Genomic DNA, 19,618 nt, shown 5'->3' on the forward strand with positions numbered 1-19,618 from the left:
GACCATGCAATGGATTTTCATGCTGATTGGCCTGGTGCTCGGCTGGACGCTCGATGAGTCGTTCTATGATGCGGGCATTGGTGCGCTGTTGGGGTTGGGCATTGGCCAGGCGATTCGCCTGTCGAAGCTGGCGGCCCAGGCGCAGCAACAGGCTGTTCAGTTGGAAGCCACGCAGAAGGCGTTGATCGCCCTGGGTGAGCGCCTGCGGCAACTGGAAGTACCCACGCCGACACGCACTGTCATCGTCGAGCCGCCTGTCCCTGAGGCGGCACCTGTCGCCAAGGCGCCTGAACTGGTGTGGGAGCTGCCGGCTGAATTGACGCCTGTCGCCATGGTCGCCGAACCGAGCCAGCCCTTGCCGGATGACGTCTGGACGCCTGCCCCGACGCCACGCCCGCCTCAAGAACCTGCCGCTCCACGTGGCCCCAACCTGATCGAACGCGCCATCAGCGGTGCACGCAATTGGCTGTTTGGTGGCAACACCGTGCTGCGTGTCGGCGTGGTGCTGTTGTTCCTCGGCCTGGCGTTCCTGCTGCGCTACGCCACCGAAGGTGTGGTGGTGCCGATCGAACTGCGTTACGCCGGCGTTGCGGCGGCGGCCCTTGGCCTGCTGGGCCTGGGCTGGTGGCTGCGGCTGCGCAACAGCAACTACGGCTTGATGCTGCAAGGCACCGGGATCGCGGTGCTGTACCTGACGGTGTTTGCCGCGATGCGCCTGCACCCGTTGATCGACCCGAGCGCGGCGCTGGGCCTGCTGGTGGCGGTCACGGTGTTCTCGGCGATCCTGGCGATTACCCAGGATGCGCTGGGACTGGCCTGTGCGGCAGCGCTCGGCGGCTTCGCGGCGCCGATCCTCACGTCCACCGGCGCCGGTAATCATGTCGCGCTGTTCAGTTATTTTGCCCTGCTCAATGCCGGTATCCTCGCCATCGCCTGGTTCAAGGCCTGGCGCCTGCTCAACCTGATCGGCTTTGTCGGCACCTTCGGTATCGGCTTTGCCTGGGGCATGCGTTCCTATACGCCTGAGTTGCTGTGGAGTACCGAGCCGTTCCTGATCCTGTTTTTCCTGATGTACCTGGCTATCGGCCTGTTGTTCGCCCGGCGCAAATTGCGGGAGATGGGCGACGCCCCCGAAGGTCGCGATGCGTTGTTGCGCTGGTCGGCGGCCAAGGGCGATTACGTTGATGGCAGCATGCTGTTCGGCCCGCCGCTGGTGGGGTTTGGCCTGCAGTTCGCGCTGGTGCAGCACCTTGAGTTCGCCGCAGCATTCAGCGCGCTGGGCCTGGGCATCCTCTACATGGGCCTGGCCCGCGTGCTCAATGGCGGGCGCGCCTTGCTGCTGGCGGAAACCTGCCTGGCCCTGGGGGTGATCTTTGCCAGCCTGGCGATTCCCCTGGGCCTCGATGCCCGATGGACCGCAGCCGCCTGGGCGGTGGAAGGTGCCGGGATCTTCTGGCTCGGCTTGCGCCAGCAGCGGCCGTTGGCGCGGGCATTTGGCCTGTTGCTGCAATTGGGCTCGGCGCTGGCGTTTCTCAGTGAGCTGCGCATCGGCGAACACACGCTGCTGGAGGGGGCGCCCCTGGGGGCGTTGCTGCTGGGCGCGGCGTTGCTGTTCAGCTTCGACCAACTGCGCAGGGCCGCGACGGAGCAGGCGGCGGAGTGGGAGCGCAAGGGCCTGCCGGTTCTGGCCAGCCTCGGCCTGGCCTTTGTGTACCTGCTCGCGCCGCTGTTGTTGCTGACTCAAGGCACTGCCATCAGTTGGGCGCTCGCCGGCCTGGCGACCCTGTTCATCGGCTTGCGGATTGGCTCGCGCACCTTCCTGTTCACGGCGTTTGCCGTGCAACTGCTGGGCGGGGCGTTGTTCCTGCTGCGCTTGCAAGGCGGCGACTCGGCAGCGGTATTCAACGCCGGCTGGAGCGGCCTGCTCAGCGCGTCGTTGATCGGCCTGGCGTTGATCGGCGGCATGCTGCTGGCGGCGCGCGATGACATGGTGCGCAGCGATGTACGGCTGTTGCGCGGGCTGTCCGTGGTGCTGCTGGCCGGGTTGGTGCTGATCAACCTTGCCGTGCTGTTTGTACTGCCATGGGAAAGCGCCAGCGGTGTGTGGGCGGCCAGTGGGTTGTTGATCATCTGGTTGAGCCTGTACCTGCAACAGCGCGTCAGTTTCGTGTTCGGGTTACTGCTGCAAGTGATCGGCGGCGCGTCGTTCCTGCTGGCGGTGCCGGAGCTGCTCGGGCCTTTGGCCAGCGAGGGCCTGCGTCCCCTGGGGCATAGCGGGTTCTGGACACCGATGGTGTTGGGCCTGGCCGCCTTGATCGGTGCCTGGCGCCTGCAGCGTGAACCCCATGCGCCGGTGTTTGCCGTACTCAAGCTGCAACGCCTGTCGGACCTGCTGCTGGTGTGGGGCGCGGCGTGGTGGGCGTTGGCGCTGATCGCTGAAGTGCTGCGGTTTATACCCGATGAGCTGCGGGGTGCGCTCCTGCTGGGTAGTGCGGCGGTCAGCGTGGCGATCTGGGCGTTGCTCGCGACGCGCCTGCGCTGGGCGTCCCTGGGCATGCTCTGCACCCTGTTGATGCCGGCGGCGGGGATGGTATTGCTGGTGTCTGCGCATAATTATTACCACCCGGCAGCGCACTACGGCTGGCTGGCCTGGCTGGCGGTGTTCGGGGTGCATTTCATCGCGCTGCGGCGTTTGGCGACGCTGGTGCCGGCCACCGTCCTGAGCGTTGCTCACGTGTTGGGTTGCTGGATGCTGATCGGCGTATTGGCGCTGGAGCTGCGCTACGGCCTGTTGTTGCTGTCGAGCGAATACAACGCCTGGCGCTGGCTGGGCTGGGCAATCCTGCCAAGTCTGTACCTGGTGCTGGCTGCTGCACCGCGTCGCTGGCCGTGGCCGGTGTCGGCGTATCCACGGGAATATCGAGTGCTGGCGGCACTCCCATTGGCGGTGCTGATGCTGGGCTGGTTCTGGCTGGCGAATACCTTCAGCGACGGCACGGCCAGGCCGCTGCCCTATGTGCCGTTGCTCAACCCGCTGGACCTCGGCTTGCTGTTTGCGCTGCTGGGCGTGTACCTGTGGTCGCGCAGCGTGGCGCCGCAACGCGGGCCGCGTGCTGAATTGATCGCCCAAGGCATTGCCGGTATTTCGCTGTTCGCGTTCTTTACGGCCCTGGTGATGCGCACCGCACACCACTGGGGCGGCGTGCCGTTCCATCTGGATGGGTTGCTGGAATCGATGTTGGTGCAAGCCGGCCTGTCGATTGTCTGGACCCTGATCGCCCTCGGCCTGATGATCGGCGGTCACCTGCGCCATCGTCGCGAAGTGTGGCTGATCGGCGCGGCGCTGATCGCGGTGGTGGTGGCCAAGCTGTTCTTTGTCGAGCTGAGCAACCGTGGCGGCCTGGCGCGGATCGTGTCGTTTATCGGCGTGGGCGGGTTGTTGCTGGTGGTGGGCTACTTTGCGCCGCTGCCGCCCAAGCGTGCCGAACCTGTGTTGGACACTGAAGGAGCATCCTCTTGATCGGTAAGTTGAGCGTGGTCGTGCTGGGCATGTGTACGGCGTTGTCGGCGTGGGCGCAGGAAACGCCGGCCGACTTCAGCAGCCAGGTGCCGCTGAGCGTCAGCGGCAACGGCCCCTGGTATCGCCTTGAGTTGCCCTTGGCCGTGCAACTGAATGCGCGCCAGGCTGACCTCAGCGATGTGCGCGTGTTCAACGCCGCCGGTGAACCCCAGGCCTACGCGCTGGCGCGTCAAGCGTCGCAACGCACCGAAAGTCGTGAAGTCACCGACGTGAAGTGGTTCCCGCTGTATGCCGCCGACACCCAGGCAACCTTGCCCGGTGTGGTGATGAAAACCACGGCCGAAGGCACCCTGGTGGAAATCAAACCGTCCACCGCACCCAAGCCCGGCAAGCAGGTGCTGCGCGGCTGGGTGCTCGATGCCAGTAAAATCAAGGCGCCGTTGCAGCAGTTGAGCCTGGACTGGAGCCGCGAGCAGGACGGCTTCCAGCGCTTCAGCATTGAAGCCAGTGATGATTTGCAGCACTGGCAATCCTGGGGGGATGGGCAAGTGGCGCGTTTGTCGTTTGCCGACGAGCGGGTCGAGCAGCATGACGTCAGTTTGCCGGGCCAGTCCGCGCGTTACCTGCGTCTGGTGTGGAAGGGGCAGGCGGCACCATTGCTGACCTCGGCCAGGTTGGCCAGTGCCACCAGCAGCAGCCTGCCGCTGCCGCTGGTATGGTCGCAGCCGCTCTCGGGCACGCGGCTCAAGGCGGGTGAGTACACTTGGAAGTTGCCCACCGGGCTGGGTGTCGAGCGCTTGCGTGTCGAGCTGAAGCAGGCCAATACGCTGGCGCCGGTGACCTTGGCGGGGCGACGCGATGGCAATCAAGCCTGGCAGCCGCTGAGCAATGGTCTGCTCTACCGCCTGACCCAGAATGGCCAGGACGTGGTGCAGGACGAGTTGCAACTGCCCGGCCAGACGGTCACCGAACTCAAGTTGCAGGTCGACGAGCGCGGCGGCGGCCTGGGCGTCGAAGCGCCGTCCCTGCGCTTCGCGGTGCGCGCCACGCAGTTGGTGTTCCTGGCGCGGGGCGAGCCGCCGTTCACGCTGGCGCTGGGGAATGCTTCGGTGAAGGCGGCGAACCTGCCGTTGTCGACGCTGATCCCGGATTACACCGCCGAGCGCCTCAACACCTTGGGACAGGCCAAGGTGGCCGGGGCCGTCGCGGTCACTTCGCCAGCGGTCCCGGCGGCTGTCGACAGCGGGCCGAACTGGAAAAAACTCGGACTCTGGGCCGTATTACTGCTCGGCGTGGCGGCGCTGGGAGGCATGGCCTACAGTTTGCTGCGCAAGCCGCCGGAGGCACGTTAAATAAAGTCCATGAACTCTATTGGGTTTAAATCCTCTGATAGGAGGAAATACACCCCAGACTCGCGTTAAACTGCGCGGGTTTTTAGCCCCCCCCTTCATCGGAGCCTTCCATGTCCCGCGTTACCTTGAGTCGCTATTTGATTGAGCAGACCCGCAGCAACAACACGCCTGCCGATCTGCGCTTCCTTATCGAAGTGGTGGCGCGTGCTTGCAAGGAAATCAGCCACGCCGTGTCCAAAGGCGCATTGGGTGGTGTCCTGGGCAGCATGGGCACTGAAAACGTGCAGGGCGAAGTGCAGAAGAAGCTCGACGTGATTTCCAACGAAATCCTGCTCGAAGCCAACGAATGGGGCGGTCACCTGGCCGGCATGGCGTCCGAAGAAATGGACAATGCCTACCAGATCCCGGGCAAATACCCGAAGGGCGCCTACCTGCTGGTGTTCGACCCACTGGACGGTTCGTCCAACATCGACATCAACGCCCCGGTCGGCACCATCTTCTCGGTACTGCGTTGCCCGAACGAATACCTGAGCCAGAACGAAGCCCTGAACGAAAAGGCCTTCCTGCAGCCGGGCACTGAGCAGGTCGCTGCCGGCTACGCGATCTACGGCCCACAGACCATGCTGGTGCTGACCCTGGGCGATGGAGTCAAAGGCTTCACCCTGGACCGTGAAATGGGCAGCTTCGTCCTCACCCATGAAGACATCACCATTCCGGCTTCCACCCAGGAATTCGCGATCAACATGTCCAACCAGCGCCACTGGGAAGAGCCGGTCAAGCGCTATGTGAACGAGTTGATGGAAGGCGAAGAAGGCCCGTTGAAGAAGAACTTCAACATGCGTTGGGTCGCGGCGATGGTAGCCGACGTACACCGTATCCTGACCCGTGGCGGCCTGTTCATGTACCCACGCGACAGCCGCGAGCCGTCCAAACCGGGCAAACTGCGCCTGATGTACGAAGCCAACCCGATGTCCTTCCTGGTAGAACAGGCGGGCGGTGCGTCCACCGACGGCCACCAGCGCATCCTCGATATCCAGCCCGACGGCTTGCACCAGCGTGTGGCGGTGTTCCTGGGTTCCAAGGAAGAAGTTGAGCGTGTGACCGCCTACCACAAGAAGTAAGCTGCGGCGATAAGTGAACGGCGTTGTTGTGAGCCGGTTCACCCTTAAAGAAGCCCCGAAACGTTTCAGCGTTTTCGGGGCTTTTTTGTTTTCGTTCGTCGGGAACCAGACACCTCTTTTCCCTTCTAAGCTTCTGGCAGATACCCAAGCTGCTTCGTCCCTCCAGGAGTTATTCCATGTCGTTACGCCGTCTCGCTTTGCTGGCCTTTTGCGTGCTGTTGGCCGCTTGCAGCAAGGTCAATCAAGAAAACTACGCAAAGTTGTCGGCCGGCATGCCTAAGGCCGAGGTGGAGTCGCTGCTGGGCAAGCCGACCGATTGTTCCGGCGCACTGGGCATGTCCAGCTGCACATGGGGCGATAAAAACAGCTTTATCAGCGTTCAATATGCCGGTGACAAAGTTCTGATGTTTTCCGGGCAAGGCCTGAAGTAAACCGGGGCGAAAGCCTGCGGGAGAAGAAGAATGATGCGTTTTGTTTTGTTCCTTTGCGCCAGCCTGTTTTTGGCGGGCTGCGCCAGCCATTCTGGCGATGATCTGCAACCCAAGACAGCGAGCAACGTCAACCTCAAGCGTTACCAGGGCACCTGGTATGAGTTGGCTCGATTGCCGATGTACTTCCAGCGCAACTGCGCGCAGTCCGAAGCCCGCTACACATTGCTGCCTGATGGCGATATGTCGGTATTCAACCGCTGCCTCACCACCGAGTGGAAGTGGGAAGAAGCCAAGGGCACGGCCACGCCGCAGGTGCCTGGCAAGACCGACAAGCTCTGGGTGGAATTCAACAACTGGTTTACGTCACTGCTGCCAGGCGTCGCCAAGGGCGATTACTGGGTGCTGTACGTCAGCGATGACTACAAGACCGCCATTGTCGGCAGCCCGAGCCGGCGCTATATGTGGATCCTGTCGCGCACGCCGACGGTCAGTGCGGACACCCGTGAAGACCTGTTGAGCAGGGCGCGGCAGCAAGGGTATGACACCACGCGGTTGATCTGGCGCACGTCGGATAAGCAGATGGCCAAGACTTCGCAATAACCCAGGATCACTACAGATCCAATTGTGGGAGGGGGCTTGCTCCCGATTGCGGTGTATCAGCAGATTATTTCTAGCTGACACACCGCAATCGGGAGCAAGCCCCCTCCCATATTTGTTATGTGTTGCCTGTCAGCTCAGCAAATCTCTCAAGACTTCAGTGAACGCCCGGTTGCTTTCTTCCTCGCCGGCATGCCGCCCATCGCGCACCACCCACTTGCCGTTCACCAGCACATCGCGCACCTGCCGATCACCGCCGGCAAACAGCCAGCGATTGAGGATGCCGTCTTGTGTCGCTGTCGCCAGGTAAGGGTCGTTACCGTCCAGCACGATCCAATCCGCACGCTTGCCCACTTCCAGTCGACCTATCGGCTGCCCCAGCGCTTGTGCGCCGCCGTCCAGCGCCGCATCGAACAACGTACGGCCGACCATCGGCTGGTCGCTGCGATACAAGCGATTGCGCCGTTGATCGCGCAGGCGTTGGCCGTATTCCAGCCAGCGCAGTTCTTCCACCACGCTCAGTGATACATGGCTGTCGGAACCGATTCCCAGGCGTCCGCCCTGGGCGAGGAAATCCACGGCCGGGAAAATCCCGTCGCCCAGGTTGGCTTCGGTGGTCAGGCACAAGCCGGCAATCGCGCGGCTCGTGGCCATGCGTGTCACTTCTTCCGGGTTGGCATGGGTGGCGTGGACCAGGCACCAGCGCTCATCGACCTCGGCGTTGTCGTACAGCCATTGCAACGGGCGTTTGCCGCTCCAGGCCAGGCAGTCGTCGACTTCCTTTTGCTGTTCGGCGATATGGATATGCACCGGGCACGTCTTGTCGCTGGCAGCCAATACCTCATTGATCTGCTGTGGCGTAACCGCGCGCAGCGAGTGGAAGCACAGCCCCAGTTGCTGCGCCGGTTGCGCCGCGAGGATCGGTTTGAGGCGCGCCTGCAGGTCCAGGTAGTTTTCGGTGCTGTTGATAAACCGTCGCTGGCCCTCATTGGGCGCCTGGCCGCCGAACCCGGAGTGGGTATAGAGCACCGGTACCAGCGTCAGCCCGATACCGCTGCTCGCTGCGGCTTGGCTGATCTGCCGCGACAGTTCCGTGCGGTCGGCGTACGGCTGACCGCTGACGTCATGATGCACGTAGTGGAATTCGGCCACCGAGGTGTAGCCGGCCTTGAGCATCTCCATGTACAGCTGGCGGGCAATCACCTGCAGTTGCTCCGGGCTGATCTTGCCGACCATGCGGTACATTAGGTCGCGCCAGGTCCAGAAACTGTCATTCGGGTTGCCGGCCACTTCGGCCAACCCGGCCATGGCGCGCTGAAAGGCGTGGGAGTGCAGGTTCGGCATGCCCGCCAATACCGGGCCCCTGAGCCGTTCGGCACCGTCTGCGCTGGCGTTGGCCTCAACCTGTGTCAGCAGGCCATCGGCGCTGACTTCAAGACGTACATCGTTGGCCCATCCACTAGGCAGCAGCGCGCGTTCGGCAAAGAAAGCGGACATGATTAGAGCACCCCGGTCGTGTGTTTATTTGTATATACATATACAGACGTTTGCCTGCTCGGTAAACTCCGGCAATCTATGCATCTTTTCCCCTTGCAAGGATTCCCTGTGCCGACTCCGCCCGCCAAGTCTTCACTGGCTGCCCACATGGACGAAAGTCCGGCGCCCTTGTATGCCCGCGTCAAACAGATGATCAGCCAGCAGATCCTCAACGGCAACTGGCCGCCCCATTACCGCGTACCGTCGGAGAGCGAACTGGTCAGCCAGTTGGGCTTCAGCCGCATGACCATCAACCGTGCCCTGCGCGAGCTTACCGCCGAAGGTTTGCTGGTGCGCATGCAAGGTGTCGGTACGTTCGTCGCCGAGCCCAAGAGCCAGTCGGCGCTGTTCGAAGTGCACAACATTGCCGATGAGATCGCCTCCCGCGGTCATCGGCATACCTGCCAGGTCATCACCCTGGGCGAAGAGGCTGCCGGTTCCGAGCGCGCCGTCGCCCTGGAAATGCGCGAAGGCGGGCGGGTGTTCCACTCGTTGATCGTGCATTACGAAAACGATATTCCCGTGCAAATCGAGGACCGTTTCGTCAACGCCCTGGTCGCGCCGGAGTACCTGCAACAGGACTTCACCCTGCAAACCCCCTATGCCTATCTCAACCAGGTGGCGCCGTTGACCGAAGGCGAGCATGTGGTCGAAGCGATTCTCGCCGACGTTGCCGAGTGCAAGTTGCTGCAGATCGAGCCGAGCGAGCCGTGCCTGTTGATTCGCCGGCGTACCTGGTCCGGCCGTCAGCCGGTGACTGCCGCACGTTTGATCCACCCCGGTTCCCGTCACAGCCTGGAAGGACGGTTCAGTAAATGAGTGCAGTGAAAGTCTGGCGCGCCGCCGATTACGTGCGCATGCCGTGGAAAAACGGCGGCGGCAGCACCGAAGAAATCACCCGCGATGCCGGCGAGGGCCTGGAAGGCTTCGGCTGGCGCCTGTCGATTGCCGATATCGGCGAGTCGGGTGGGTTTTCCACCTTCGCCGGCTACCAGCGCGTGATCACCGTGATCAAAGGCGCAGGCATGGTGCTGACCGTGGATGGCGAGGAGCAGCGCGGGTTGTTACCGCTGCAACCGTTCGCCTTCAAAGGCGACAGCCAGGTTTCATGCCGCTTGATTACCGGGCCGATCCGCGACTTCAACCTGATCTACTCGCCCCAGCGTTACCATGCGCGGTTGCAGTGGGTGGATGGTGTGCAACGGTTTTTCAGCACGGCGCAGACGGTGCTGGTGTTCAGTGTGGCGGATGAAGTGAAGGTGCTGGACGAGGTACTGGGCCATCACGATTGCCTGCAAGTGGACGGTAACAGCGGTCTGCTGGATATTTCCGTCACGGGTCGCTGCTGCATCATCGAACTGACCCCGCGGGGTTAAAAAATGTGGGAGGGGGCTTGCTCCCGATAGCGGTGGATCAGTGGGTATATCCTGGGCTGACACACCGCAATCGGGAGCAAGCCCCCTCCCACATTTGTTTTTGTGTCGCTTATAGAATCTGTTTCCAGTCCCTGCACCAATTTGTTACCGAACGCCCCAGCTCGGCGCAAAACCGCGCTGTCGTGACACACCTCCCTCGCTATAAAACCCCTTCGCAAGAAATTTCATCACGCCTCGAAGCCTTAATTTACAAGGCTCGCACACGCTTTTCGGAAAAATCCTAACACCTCTCTCGGAAAGTTGGCCGCTTGATTGCATATGCTTGTATGTACAAGTAAAGATGTGTGCGTAAGACTCTCCTTCGCACCATCCATGTTCGCGCATCGATCGCCGAGGAGTTCTTGTTGTGACCAAGCCTACAAAATACCGTGACGTCGAAATCCGCGCCGCCCGCGGTAACAAGCTCACCGCCAAAAGCTGGCTGACTGAAGCACCGCTGCGCATGCTCATGAACAACCTCGATCCGCAAGTGGCCGAGAACCCCAAGGAACTGGTGGTGTACGGCGGTATTGGCCGTGCAGCGCGCAACTGGGAGTGCTACGACCAGATCGTCGAGAGCCTCACCCACCTGAATGACGACGAAACCCTGCTGGTGCAATCCGGCAAGCCGGTCGGCGTGTTCAAGACCCACAGCAATGCCCCGCGTGTGCTGATCGCCAACTCCAACCTGGTACCGCACTGGGCCAGCTGGGAGCACTTCAATGAACTGGATGCCAAGGGCCTGGCCATGTACGGCCAGATGACCGCCGGCAGCTGGATCTACATAGGCAGCCAGGGCATCGTCCAGGGCACCTACGAAACCTTCGTCGAAGCCGGTCGCCAGCATTACGACAGCAACTTGAAGGGTCGTTGGGTCCTCACCGCCGGCCTCGGCGGCATGGGCGGTGCCCAGCCTCTGGCCGCAACCCTCGCTGGCGCGTGCTCGCTGAACATTGAATGCCAGCAGGTCAGCATCGATTTCCGCCTCAATAGCCGCTATGTCGACGAGCAGGCCACCGACCTCGATGACGCCCTGGCCCGCATCGCCAAGTACACAAAGGAAGGCAAGGCCATCTCCATCGCGTTGCTGGGTAACGCCGCTGAAATCCTGCCGGAACTGGTCAAGCGTGGCGTGCGCCCGGACATGGTTACCGACCAGACCAGCGCCCACGACCCGCTCAACGGTTACCTGCCGGCCGGCTGGACCTGGGACGAATACCGCGCCCGCGCCAAGACCGAACCGGCTGCCGTGATCAAGGCCGCCAAGCAGTCGATGGCAGTGCACGTCAAAGCCATGCTGGACTTCCAGAAGCAAGGCATCCCGACCTTCGACTACGGCAACAACATCCGCCAGATGGCCCAGGAAGAGGGCGTGGAAAATGCCTTCGACTTCCCAGGCTTCGTACCGGCGTACATCCGTCCGCTGTTCTGCCGTGGCATCGGCCCGTTCCGCTGGGCTGCGCTGTCGGGCGACCCGCAGGACATCTACAAGACCGACGCCAAGGTCAAAGAGCTGATCCCCGATGACGCGCACCTGCACAACTGGTTGGACATGGCGCGCGAGCGCATCAGCTTCCAGGGCCTGCCAGCGCGTATCTGCTGGGTTGGCCTGGGCCAACGCGCCAAGCTCGGCCTGGCGTTCAACGAGATGGTGCGTAGCGGCGAGCTGTCGGCACCGGTGGTGATCGGTCGTGACCACTTGGACTCCGGTTCGGTCGCCAGCCCCAACCGCGAAACCGAATCCATGCAGGACGGTTCCGACGCCGTGTCCGACTGGCCGCTGCTCAACGCCTTGCTCAACACCGCCAGCGGCGCGACCTGGGTTTCGCTGCACCACGGTGGCGGCGTGGGCATGGGCTTCTCCCAGCACTCCGGCATGGTGATCGTCTGTGACGGGACCGACGAAGCGGCCGAGCGCATCGCCCGCGTGCTGCACAACGACCCGGCCACCGGTGTGATGCGTCATGCGGACGCCGGTTACCAGATCGCCATCGACTGCGCCAAAGAGCAGGGCCTCAATCTTCCAATGATCAAGTAACCAATGTGGGAGGGGGCTTGCTCCCGATGGCGGTGTATCAGCCAATAGGTCTGGTGACTGACCCACTGCTATCGGGAGCAAGCCCCCTCCCACAGTTGAGCGGCGGCGACCCCCAAGACAATCCATCAGAGGTTGAACACCCATGGCTGCAAGTGACGCGCGTGCAAGCACCACCCCGTTGATCGAAAGGCGTTCGATCGACTACATCCCGGAAGCGGAAAGACACGGTCGTCTCTTGAGCCAGTTCACCCTGTGGCTGGGTGCCAACCTGCAGATCACCGCGATCGTCACCGGGGCCCTGGCCGTGGTGCTGGGCGGTGATGTGTTCTGGTCGTTGCTCGGTCTGTTGATCGGTCAACTGCTGGGCGGTGGCGTCATGGCGTTGCATGCGGCGCAAGGGCCCAGGCTGGGCCTGCCGCAGATGATCTCCAGCCGGGTGCAGTTCGGTGTGTACGGCGCGGCGATTCCGATCGTGCTGGTCTGCCTGATGTACCTTGGTTTCACCGCAACCGGCACCGTGCTTTCCGGCCAGGCCCTGGGCCAGTTGTTTGGTGTCAGCGACAGCGTCGGGATCCTGATCTTCGCCAGTGTCATCGTGCTGGTCACGGTGCTCGGTTACCGGGTGATCCACTTCATCGGCCGCGTTGCCAGCGTCATTGGCGTGATTGCCTTTGTCTACCTGTTCAGCCGTCTGATGAGCCAGGCCGACGTAGGCGCACTCCTGCAAATCCGCCACTTCAGCTGGAGCAGCTTCCTGCTGGCGGTGTCGCTCGCGGCCTCCTGGCAAATCGCCTTCGGCCCGTACGTGGCGGACTATTCACGCTACCTGCCGAGCAACACGTCCTCGCTGAAAACCTTTCTTGCCGCAGGCGCAGGTTCGGTGGTGGGTGCACAAGTGGCGATGATCCTCGGCGTGTTTGCCGCGGCCATGTCCAACGGGCAATTTGCCGGTCACGAAGTGGCCTACATCGTCGGCCTGGGCGGTACCGGAGCCACTGCGGCGCTGCTGTATTTCAGCATCGCGTTCGGCAAGGTCACCATCTCCACGCTGAACTCCTACGGCAGCTTCATGTGCATTGCCACGATCATCAGCGGCTTTCGCGGTCGCCTCGAGGTCACGCGCTTGCAGCGCCTGTTTTTCGTACTGGCCATCGTCGGTACGGCGACCCTGATCGCCTTGCTCGGGCAGCACTCGTTCCTGGGGGCGTTCAAGTCCTTCATCCTGTTCCTGCTGGCGTTTTTTACCCCATGGAGCGCGATCAATCTGGTCGACTACTACTGCATCACCCGCGATCGCTACGACGTGCCGGCGCTGGCCGATCCGAACGGGCGCTATGGCCGTTGGAACCTGCTCGGTATCAGCGTGTATGTCTTCGGTGTGCTGGTGCAATTGCCGTTCATCTCCACCAAGTTCTACACCGGTCCCCTGGTGGCGGCCCTGGGGGATGTGGATATTTCCTGGATCATCGGCCTGGTTCTTCCCGCCGCGCTCTATTACTGGGCGGCGAAAAAGTGGCCTCGCGCAACGCCTGAACACCTGACCCTGCCGACAGAGCAGGGCGCTGCACCGACGACGACAAACGGGCTGGTTGCACAGGCCTGATGGGACGTGGACAGGGCAGGATGCCTACTGACTGCCGTAATCCATTTCAAGATTTGGGAGCGTCACAACAATGAAAATGCATAAGACCCTGTTGGCCACCGTGTTTTCCGCGGGCTTGCTGGCCACTGCTGGCGCCCAGGCGGCCGGTTGGTGTGAATCCGGCAAACCGGTGAAATTCGCCGGCCTGAACTGGGAAAGCGGCATGTTGCTCACCGACATCCTGCAAACCGTGCTGGAAAAAGGCTACGACTGCAAAACCGACAGCTTGCCAGGCAACTCCATCACCATGGAAAACGCCCTGAGCAGCAACGACATCCAAGTGTTTGCCGAAGAATGGGTCGGCCGCAGCGAAGTCTGGAACAAGGCCGAGAAGGCCGGCAAAGTCGTCGGTGTCGGTGCCCCGGTGGTGGGCGCCGTCGAAGGCTGGTACGTACCGCGCTACGTGATCGAAGGCGACGCCAAGCGCAAGCTGGAAGCCAAGGCGCCGGACCTGAAAAACATCGCCGACCTGGCCAAGTACGCCGCGGTGTTCAAGGACCAGGAAGAACCGTCCAAGGGCCGTTTCTACAACTGCCCGGCCGGCTGGACCTGCGAGCTGGACAACAGCGAAATGCTCAAGAGCTACGGCCTGGAAAGCACCTACACCAACTTCCGCCCAGGCACCGGCCCGGCGCTGGATGCGGCGGTGCTGTCGAGCTACAAGCGCGGCGAGCCGATCCTGTTCTACTACTGGTCGCCAACCCCGCTGATGGGCCAGGTCGACCTGGTCAAGCTGGAAGAAAAACCTGGTGTGGATAAGACCGTGAGCATCAAGGTCGGCCTGTCCAAGACCTTCCACGAACAAGCCCCGGAACTGGTGGCCGTGCTGGAAAAAGTCAACCTGCCCATCGACCTGCTGAACCAGAACCTGGGGCGCATGGCCAAGGAACGCATTGAGTCGCCGAAACTGGCGAAAATTTTCCTCAAGGAACATCCTGAAGTCTGGCACGCCTGGGTCAGTGAAGACGCAGCCAAGAAAATCGACGCGGCCTTGTAGGTCAAGTGTGCACGGCTACCCTCATGGGTAGCCGGGCGCCTGGCCACAACCCACTGGATCGAGAGCACGCTATGTTTCCTGAGAGTTTTACGTTTTCCATCGCCGACTGGGTCAATGGTTGGGTGGATTCACTGGTCACCAACTACGGCGATGTGTTCCGGCACATCTCCGACACCCTGCTGTGGGCCATCGTCAACCTGGAAGGGCTGCTGCGCGCCGCCCCCTGGTGGCTGATGCTGGCCATCGTCGGCGCCGTTGCCTGGCATGCCACCCGCAAGGTGCTGACCACGGCGGTGATCGTTGGTTTGCTGTTCCTGGTGGGCGCGGTCGGCCTGTGGGACAAGCTGATGCAGACCCTGGCGCTGATGATGGTTGCCACGGTGATCTCGGTGTTGATCGGCATCCCGCTGGGCATCCTATCGGCGCGCAGCAATCGCCTGCGTTCGGTGCTGATGCCGCTGCTCGACATCATGCAGACCATGCCCAGCTTCGTGTACCTGATCCCGGTGCTGATGCTGTTCGGCCTGGGCAAGGTGCCGGCGATTTTCGCCACGGTGATCTATGCCGCACCGCCGCTGATTCGCTTGACCGACCTGGGGATTCGCCAGGTCGACGGCGAAGTCATGGAAGCCATCAACGCCTTTGGTGCCAACCGCTGGCAACAGCTGTTCGGCGTGCAATTGCCGCTGGCGCTGCCGAGCATCATGGCCGGTATCAACCAGACCACCATGATGGCGTTGTCGATGGTAGTGATCGCCTCGATGATCGGCGCCCGTGGCTTGGGTGAAGACGTCCTGGTCGGCATCCAGACCCTCAACGTCGGCCGTGGCCTCGAAGCCGGGCTGGCGATCGTGATTCTCGCCGTGGTCATCGACCGCATTACTCAGGCCTATGGTCGTCCACGGCATGAGGCGAGCAAATGACTACTGTCAGCAAAATCGAAGTTAAAAACGTCTTCAAGATCTTCGGCGCCCGCTCCAAGGAGGCGCTGGCGATGGTTGGCCAGGGCAAGACCAAGGACCAGGTGCTGGCCGAGACCGGCTGCGTGGTCGGCGTGAACGATTTGTCCCTGAGCATCGGCACCGGTGAGATCTTCGTGATCATGGGCCTGTCGGGCTCGGGCAAATCCACGCTGGTGCGCCACTTCAACCGCCTGATCGACCCCACCAGCGGCGCGATCCTGGTGGACGGCGAAGACATCCTGCAACTGGACATGGACGCCCTGCGCCAATTCCGTCGGCACAAGATCAGCATGGTGTTCCAGAGCTTCGGCCTGCTGCCCCACAAGAGCGTGCTCGACAACGTCGCCTACGGCCTCAAGGTGCGTGGCGAAACCAAGCAGGTCTGCGCTGAACGCGCGCTGCACTGGATCGAAACCGTGGGCCTCAAGGGCTACGAAAACAAGTACCCGCACCAGCTCTCCGGCGGCATGCGCCAGCGTGTCGGCCTGGCCCGCGCCCTGGCCGCTGACACCGACATCATCCTGATGGACGAAGCCTTCAGCGCCCTCGACCCGCTGATCCGCGCCGAGATGCAGGACCAGTTGCTCGAGCTGCAAAAGACCCTGCACAAGACCATCGTGTTCATCACCCACGACCTCGACGAGGCCGTGCGTATCGGCAACCGCATCGCGATTCTCAAGGACGGCCGGCTGATCCAGGTCGGCACGCCGCGGGAGATCCTGCATTCGCCGGCGGATGAGTATGTGGATCGGTTTGTCCAGCGGCGTGCGGCGGTGGTCTGACCCAGGTTCTGTGGTGAGGCCGGCAAAGCTGTAGAGAATATGAAGAGGTCAACAATGTCCCAGGCAGCAAAAATCATCATCGCCGACACCCCCCTGCGCTGGCAGGACGTGGTCGCCGTGGCCCGTCACGGTGCGGTGCTCGAACTCTCGGGCCAGGCCTGGGCGCGTATCGACAATGCCCAGGCCATCGTGCAGCGCATCGTTACCAGCGGCGAACGCGCCTACGGCGTGAACACCGGGTTGGGCGCATTGTGCAACGTGTCGCTTAAAGGCGAGCAACTGAGCCAGCTGTCGCGCAATACCCTGTTGAGTCACGCCTGTGGCGTCGGCCCGGTCCTCAGCGACGAGCAGACCCGCGCGATCATCTGCGCGGCGGTCATCAACTACAGCCACGGCAAATCCGGCCTGCATCCGCAGGTGGTGCATTCGCTGCTGGCGCTGCTCAACCACGGCATCACGCCACAAGTACCGTCCCAGGGCTCGGTGGGTTACCTGACCCATATGGCCCATGTCGGCGTGGCGCTGCTGGGTGTCGGAAATGTGAGCTATCGCGGCCGGATCGTCCCGGCGCAACAGGCCCTGGACGAAGAAGGTTTGCAGCCGGTGGTCCTCGGCGCCAAGGACGGCCTGTGCCTGGTCAACGGCACGCCGTGCATGACCGGCCTGAGCTGCCTGGCCCTGGCCGACGCCCATCATTTGCTGCAATGGGCCGACGTGATCGGTGCCATGAGCTTCGAAGCCCAGCGCGGCCAGATCGACGCCTTCGACGAAGAAATCATCGCCCTCAAGCCGCACCCGGGCATGCAGCATGTCGGCCGCAACCTGCGTGCGTTGCTCGATGGCAGTGAAGTGATTGCGAGCAGCAAAGGCATCCGCACCCAGGACGCCCTGAGCCTGCGCTCGATCCCGCAGATCCACGGCGCGGCGCGCGACCAGGTGGAACACGCCACTCGCCAGATCGAGACCGAACTCAACAGCGCCACCGACAACCCGCTGGTGCTCGGCACGCCGGACCACTACCGCGTGGTGTCCCAGGCCAACCCCCACGGCCAGTCCGTCGCCCTGGCCGCCGACATGCTGGCGATTGCCCTGGCCGAAATCGGCTCGGTGGCCGAGCGCCGCCTCGACCGCCTGATCAACCCCCACGTCAGCGGCCTGCCGGCGTTCCTGGTGAGCAACCCAGGGGTCAATTCCGGGATGATGATCGTGCAGTACGTCGCCGCCTCGCTGTGCGGGCAAAACCGCCAGTTGGCGCAACCGGCGGTGCTCGACAACTTCGTCACCTCGGGGCTGCAGGAAGACCACCTGAGCATGGGCACCAACGCCGCGCTCAAGCTGCACCAGGTAGTGGCCAACGTCACCCAGATCCTCGCCATCGAGTACCTGTTGGCGGCCCAGGCCTTCGAATTCCTGAAAAACCAACGCTTCGGCGCGGGCACCGATCGCGCCTGGCGCCTGTTGCGTGAAGTGGTGCCGGCCTATGAGCAGGACCGTTGGCTGGCGCCGGATATTGCGGCCGCCGCCAAGGTGCTCAAGGACACCGCATTACCGAATCTGTACTGAATACTTATTTCAAAAGAATAATTCACAAGGAGTATGAATGTGACTGCGCTAAACCTGATTCCAGGCCAACTGAGCCTCGCCCAACTGCGGGCCATCTACCAGCAGCCGGTAACCCTCAGTCTGGATGACAGTGCCTCGGCCCAGATCGAAGCCAGTGTGGCCTGCGTGGAACAGATTCTCGCCGAGAACCGCACCGCCTATGGCATCAACACTGGTTTCGGCCTGCTGGCCTCGACCCGCATCGCCAGCGAAGACCTGGAAAACCTCCAGCGTTCCCTGGTGTTGTCCCACGCCGCCGGCGTCGGTGAGCCGATCAGCGATGCGCTGGTGCGGCTGGTCATGGTGCTCAAGGTCAACAGCCTCAGCCGTGGGTTCTCCGGGATTCGCCGGCAGGTGATCGACGCGCTGATTGCGCTGATCAATGCCGAGGTGTACCCGCATATTCCTCTGAAAGGCTCCGTTGGTGCTTCCGGTGACCTGGCGCCGTTGGCGCACATGTCCCTGGTGCTGCTGGGCGAAGGCAAGGCGCGCTACAAGGGCGAATGGCTGGAGGCCACCGACGCGCTGAAAGTCGCCGGCCTGACGCCGCTGACCCTCGCCGCCAAGGAAGGCCTGGCGCTGCTCAACGGCACCCAGGTGTCCACCGCCTATGCCTTGCGTGGCCTGTTCGAAGGCGAAGACCTGTTCGCTGGCGCCCTGGCGTGCGGCGGCCTTACCGTGGAAGCGGTGCTGGGTTCGCGCTCGCCGTTCGACGCCCGTATTCATGCGGCTCGCGGTCAACGTGGGCAGATCGATTCGGCGGCGGCCTACCGTGACCTGCTGGGTGAGAGCAGCCAGGTGTCGCAGTCGCACCAGAACTGCGACAAGGTGCAGGACCCGTACTCCCTGCGCTGCCAGCCACAAGTCATGGGCGCCTGCCTGACCCAGTTGCGCCAGGCGGCCGAGGTACTGGTGGTCGAAGCCAACGCCGTGTCCGATAACCCGTTGGTATTTGCCGCTGAGGGTGACGTGATCTCCGGTGGCAACTTCCACGCCGAACCGGTGGCCATGGCCGCTGACAACATGGCCCTGGCCATCGCTGAAATCGGCTCCCTGAGCGAGCGTCGTATTTCGCTGATGATGGACAAGCACATGTCGCAACTGCCGCCGTTCCTGGTGGGCAATGGTGGGGTGAACTCCGGTTTCATGATCGCCCAGGTGACCGCCGCCGCCCTCGCCAGTGAGAACAAGGCATTGGCTCATCCCCATAGCGTCGACAGCATCCCGACGTCCGCCAACCAGGAAGACCACGTGTCGATGGCCCCGGCTGCCGGCAAGCGCCTGTGGGAAATGGCCGAGAACACTCGCGGCATCCTCGCCGTGGAATGGCTGGCCGCGTGCCAGGGCCTGGACCTGCGCGAAGGCCTGAAAACCTCGCCGAAGCTGGAAAAAGCCCGTGGCATCCTGCGCGACAAAGTGGCGTTCTACGACAAGGACCGCTTCTTCGCCCCGGACATCATCGCCGCCAGCGAACTGCTCGCCAGCCGCTGCCTGAATGAGCTGGTGCCGGCCACGTTGCTGCCGAGCCTGTAAGCGGTTCAGACAACGGCATGGCTCTCTGTGGTGAGCGAGCTTGCTCGCGCCGGGCTGCGCAGCAGCCCCAAAAAAGGCCGCGAGCGCTTC

Annotated in this window: 15 protein-coding genes; 14 read left to right on the forward strand and 1 reads right to left on the reverse strand. The window is 62.7% G+C overall.

Going from position 1 to position 19,618, the window contains the following annotated elements; genetic code table 11:
• The first annotated feature begins 4 nt into the window (after positions 1–4).
• The 5 genes from F6S08_RS02420 to F6S08_RS02440 all read left to right on the forward strand — a co-directional run bounded on the left by F6S08_RS02420 (position 5) and on the right by F6S08_RS02440 (position 7,024).
• Entirely contained in the window at positions 5–3,520 is a 3,516-nt protein-coding gene (locus F6S08_RS02420) for a DUF2339 domain-containing protein (protein WP_315871236.1), read from the forward strand.
• Positions 3,520–4,872 carry a DUF3999 domain-containing protein gene (locus F6S08_RS02425; protein ID WP_315871312.1) on the forward strand — a complete coding sequence of 451 codons (1,353 nt, stop codon included), beginning with the start codon at positions 3,520–3,522 and terminating at the stop codon, positions 4,870–4,872. The genes F6S08_RS02420 and F6S08_RS02425 overlap by 1 nt, the downstream gene beginning before the upstream one ends.
• 110 nt (positions 4,873–4,982) lie before the next feature.
• On the forward strand, positions 4,983–5,993 hold the full coding sequence (locus F6S08_RS02430) for a class 1 fructose-bisphosphatase (protein WP_027605062.1): 1,011 nt from the start codon (positions 4,983–4,985) through the stop codon (positions 5,991–5,993).
• 176 nt (positions 5,994–6,169) lie between these two features.
• Complete coding sequence (locus F6S08_RS02435; RefSeq protein ID WP_027605061.1) at positions 6,170–6,424, forward strand: hypothetical protein; 255 nt, start codon at positions 6,170–6,172, stop codon at positions 6,422–6,424.
• 30 nt (positions 6,425–6,454) lie between these two features.
• Complete coding sequence (locus F6S08_RS02440) at positions 6,455–7,024, forward strand: lipocalin family protein (RefSeq protein WP_027605060.1); 570 nt, start codon at positions 6,455–6,457, stop codon at positions 7,022–7,024.
• A 129-nt stretch (positions 7,025–7,153) separates the two neighbouring features.
• Here the strand turns inward: F6S08_RS02440 and F6S08_RS02445 are convergent, their stop codons facing one another.
• Positions 7,154–8,518: a formimidoylglutamate deiminase gene (locus tag F6S08_RS02445; RefSeq protein ID WP_315871237.1), complete on the reverse strand. Its 1,365-nt coding sequence runs from the start codon at positions 8,516–8,518 to the stop codon at positions 7,154–7,156.
• Between the two features lie 147 nt (positions 8,519–8,665).
• Between F6S08_RS02445 and hutC the strand changes: the two genes are divergently transcribed.
• From hutC to hutH (F6S08_RS02490), 9 genes are all read left to right on the forward strand, one after another.
• On the forward strand, positions 8,666–9,376 hold the full coding sequence (gene hutC, locus F6S08_RS02450) for a histidine utilization repressor (RefSeq protein ID WP_223841674.1): 711 nt from the start codon (positions 8,666–8,668) through the stop codon (positions 9,374–9,376).
• Positions 9,373–9,933 carry a HutD family protein gene (locus tag F6S08_RS02455; protein WP_315871238.1) on the forward strand — a complete coding sequence of 187 codons (561 nt, stop codon included), beginning with the start codon at positions 9,373–9,375 and terminating at the stop codon, positions 9,931–9,933. Before hutC ends, F6S08_RS02455 begins: the two co-directional genes overlap by 4 nt.
• Before the next feature lie 406 nt (positions 9,934–10,339).
• The gene (gene hutU, locus F6S08_RS02460) at positions 10,340–12,010 is read left to right on the forward strand and encodes a urocanate hydratase (protein WP_027605056.1); all 1,671 of its coding nucleotides are present in this window, start codon (positions 10,340–10,342) and stop codon (positions 12,008–12,010) included.
• A 142-nt stretch (positions 12,011–12,152) separates the two neighbouring features.
• Positions 12,153–13,613 carry a purine-cytosine permease family protein gene (locus tag F6S08_RS02465; RefSeq protein WP_074848462.1) on the forward strand — a complete coding sequence of 487 codons (1,461 nt, stop codon included), beginning with the start codon at positions 12,153–12,155 and terminating at the stop codon, positions 13,611–13,613.
• 70 nt (positions 13,614–13,683) lie between these two features.
• Positions 13,684–14,649: an ABC transporter substrate-binding protein gene (locus F6S08_RS02470; protein ID WP_315871239.1), complete on the forward strand. Its 966-nt coding sequence runs from the start codon at positions 13,684–13,686 to the stop codon at positions 14,647–14,649.
• A 71-nt stretch (positions 14,650–14,720) separates the two neighbouring features.
• Positions 14,721–15,572 carry an ABC transporter permease gene (locus tag F6S08_RS02475; RefSeq protein WP_027605053.1) on the forward strand — a complete coding sequence of 284 codons (852 nt, stop codon included), beginning with the start codon at positions 14,721–14,723 and terminating at the stop codon, positions 15,570–15,572.
• On the forward strand, positions 15,569–16,393 hold the full coding sequence (locus tag F6S08_RS02480; protein ID WP_051429333.1) for a glycine betaine/L-proline ABC transporter ATP-binding protein: 825 nt from the start codon (positions 15,569–15,571) through the stop codon (positions 16,391–16,393). Before F6S08_RS02475 ends, F6S08_RS02480 begins: the two co-directional genes overlap by 4 nt.
• Before the next feature lie 54 nt (positions 16,394–16,447).
• A complete protein-coding gene (gene hutH / locus F6S08_RS02485; protein WP_315871240.1) occupies positions 16,448–17,956 on the forward strand; it encodes a histidine ammonia-lyase in 1,509 nt (502 codons plus the stop codon).
• A gap of 33 nt (positions 17,957–17,989) precedes the next feature.
• A complete protein-coding gene (hutH, locus tag F6S08_RS02490) occupies positions 17,990–19,528 on the forward strand; it encodes a histidine ammonia-lyase (protein WP_315871241.1) in 1,539 nt (512 codons plus the stop codon).
• Positions 19,529–19,618: the final 90 nt, after the last annotated feature.

The organism is Pseudomonas sp. JV449, from assembly GCF_032424295.1.
Classification (GTDB): Bacteria; Pseudomonadota; Gammaproteobacteria; order Pseudomonadales; family Pseudomonadaceae; genus Aquipseudomonas; species Aquipseudomonas marginalis.

What these genes read in the sequence shown, in the direction of transcription:
- hutH (WP_315871241.1), top strand. Translation starts at nt 17,990, where the DNA reads ATGAATGTGACTGCGCTAAACCTGATTCCAGGCCAACTGAGCCTCGCC.
- hutC (WP_223841674.1), top strand. Translation starts at nt 8,666, where the DNA reads ATGGACGAAAGTCCGGCGCCCTTGTATGCCCGCGTCAAACAGATGATC.
- F6S08_RS02480 (WP_051429333.1), top strand. Translation starts at nt 15,569, where the DNA reads ATGACTACTGTCAGCAAAATCGAAGTTAAAAACGTCTTCAAGATCTTC.
- F6S08_RS02455 (WP_315871238.1), top strand. Translation starts at nt 9,373, where the DNA reads ATGAGTGCAGTGAAAGTCTGGCGCGCCGCCGATTACGTGCGCATGCCG.
- F6S08_RS02445 (WP_315871237.1), bottom strand. Translation starts at nt 8,518, where the DNA reads ATGTCCGCTTTCTTTGCCGAACGCGCGCTGCTGCCTAGTGGATGGGCC.
- hutH (WP_315871240.1), top strand. Translation starts at nt 16,448, where the DNA reads ATGTCCCAGGCAGCAAAAATCATCATCGCCGACACCCCCCTGCGCTGG.
- F6S08_RS02470 (WP_315871239.1), top strand. Translation starts at nt 13,684, where the DNA reads ATGAAAATGCATAAGACCCTGTTGGCCACCGTGTTTTCCGCGGGCTTG.
- F6S08_RS02420 (WP_315871236.1), top strand. Translation starts at nt 5, where the DNA reads ATGCAATGGATTTTCATGCTGATTGGCCTGGTGCTCGGCTGGACGCTC.
- F6S08_RS02435 (WP_027605061.1), top strand. Translation starts at nt 6,170, where the DNA reads ATGTCGTTACGCCGTCTCGCTTTGCTGGCCTTTTGCGTGCTGTTGGCC.
- F6S08_RS02430 (WP_027605062.1), top strand. Translation starts at nt 4,983, where the DNA reads ATGTCCCGCGTTACCTTGAGTCGCTATTTGATTGAGCAGACCCGCAGC.
- F6S08_RS02440 (WP_027605060.1), top strand. Translation starts at nt 6,455, where the DNA reads ATGATGCGTTTTGTTTTGTTCCTTTGCGCCAGCCTGTTTTTGGCGGGC.
- F6S08_RS02475 (WP_027605053.1), top strand. Translation starts at nt 14,721, where the DNA reads ATGTTTCCTGAGAGTTTTACGTTTTCCATCGCCGACTGGGTCAATGGT.
- F6S08_RS02465 (WP_074848462.1), top strand. Translation starts at nt 12,153, where the DNA reads ATGGCTGCAAGTGACGCGCGTGCAAGCACCACCCCGTTGATCGAAAGG.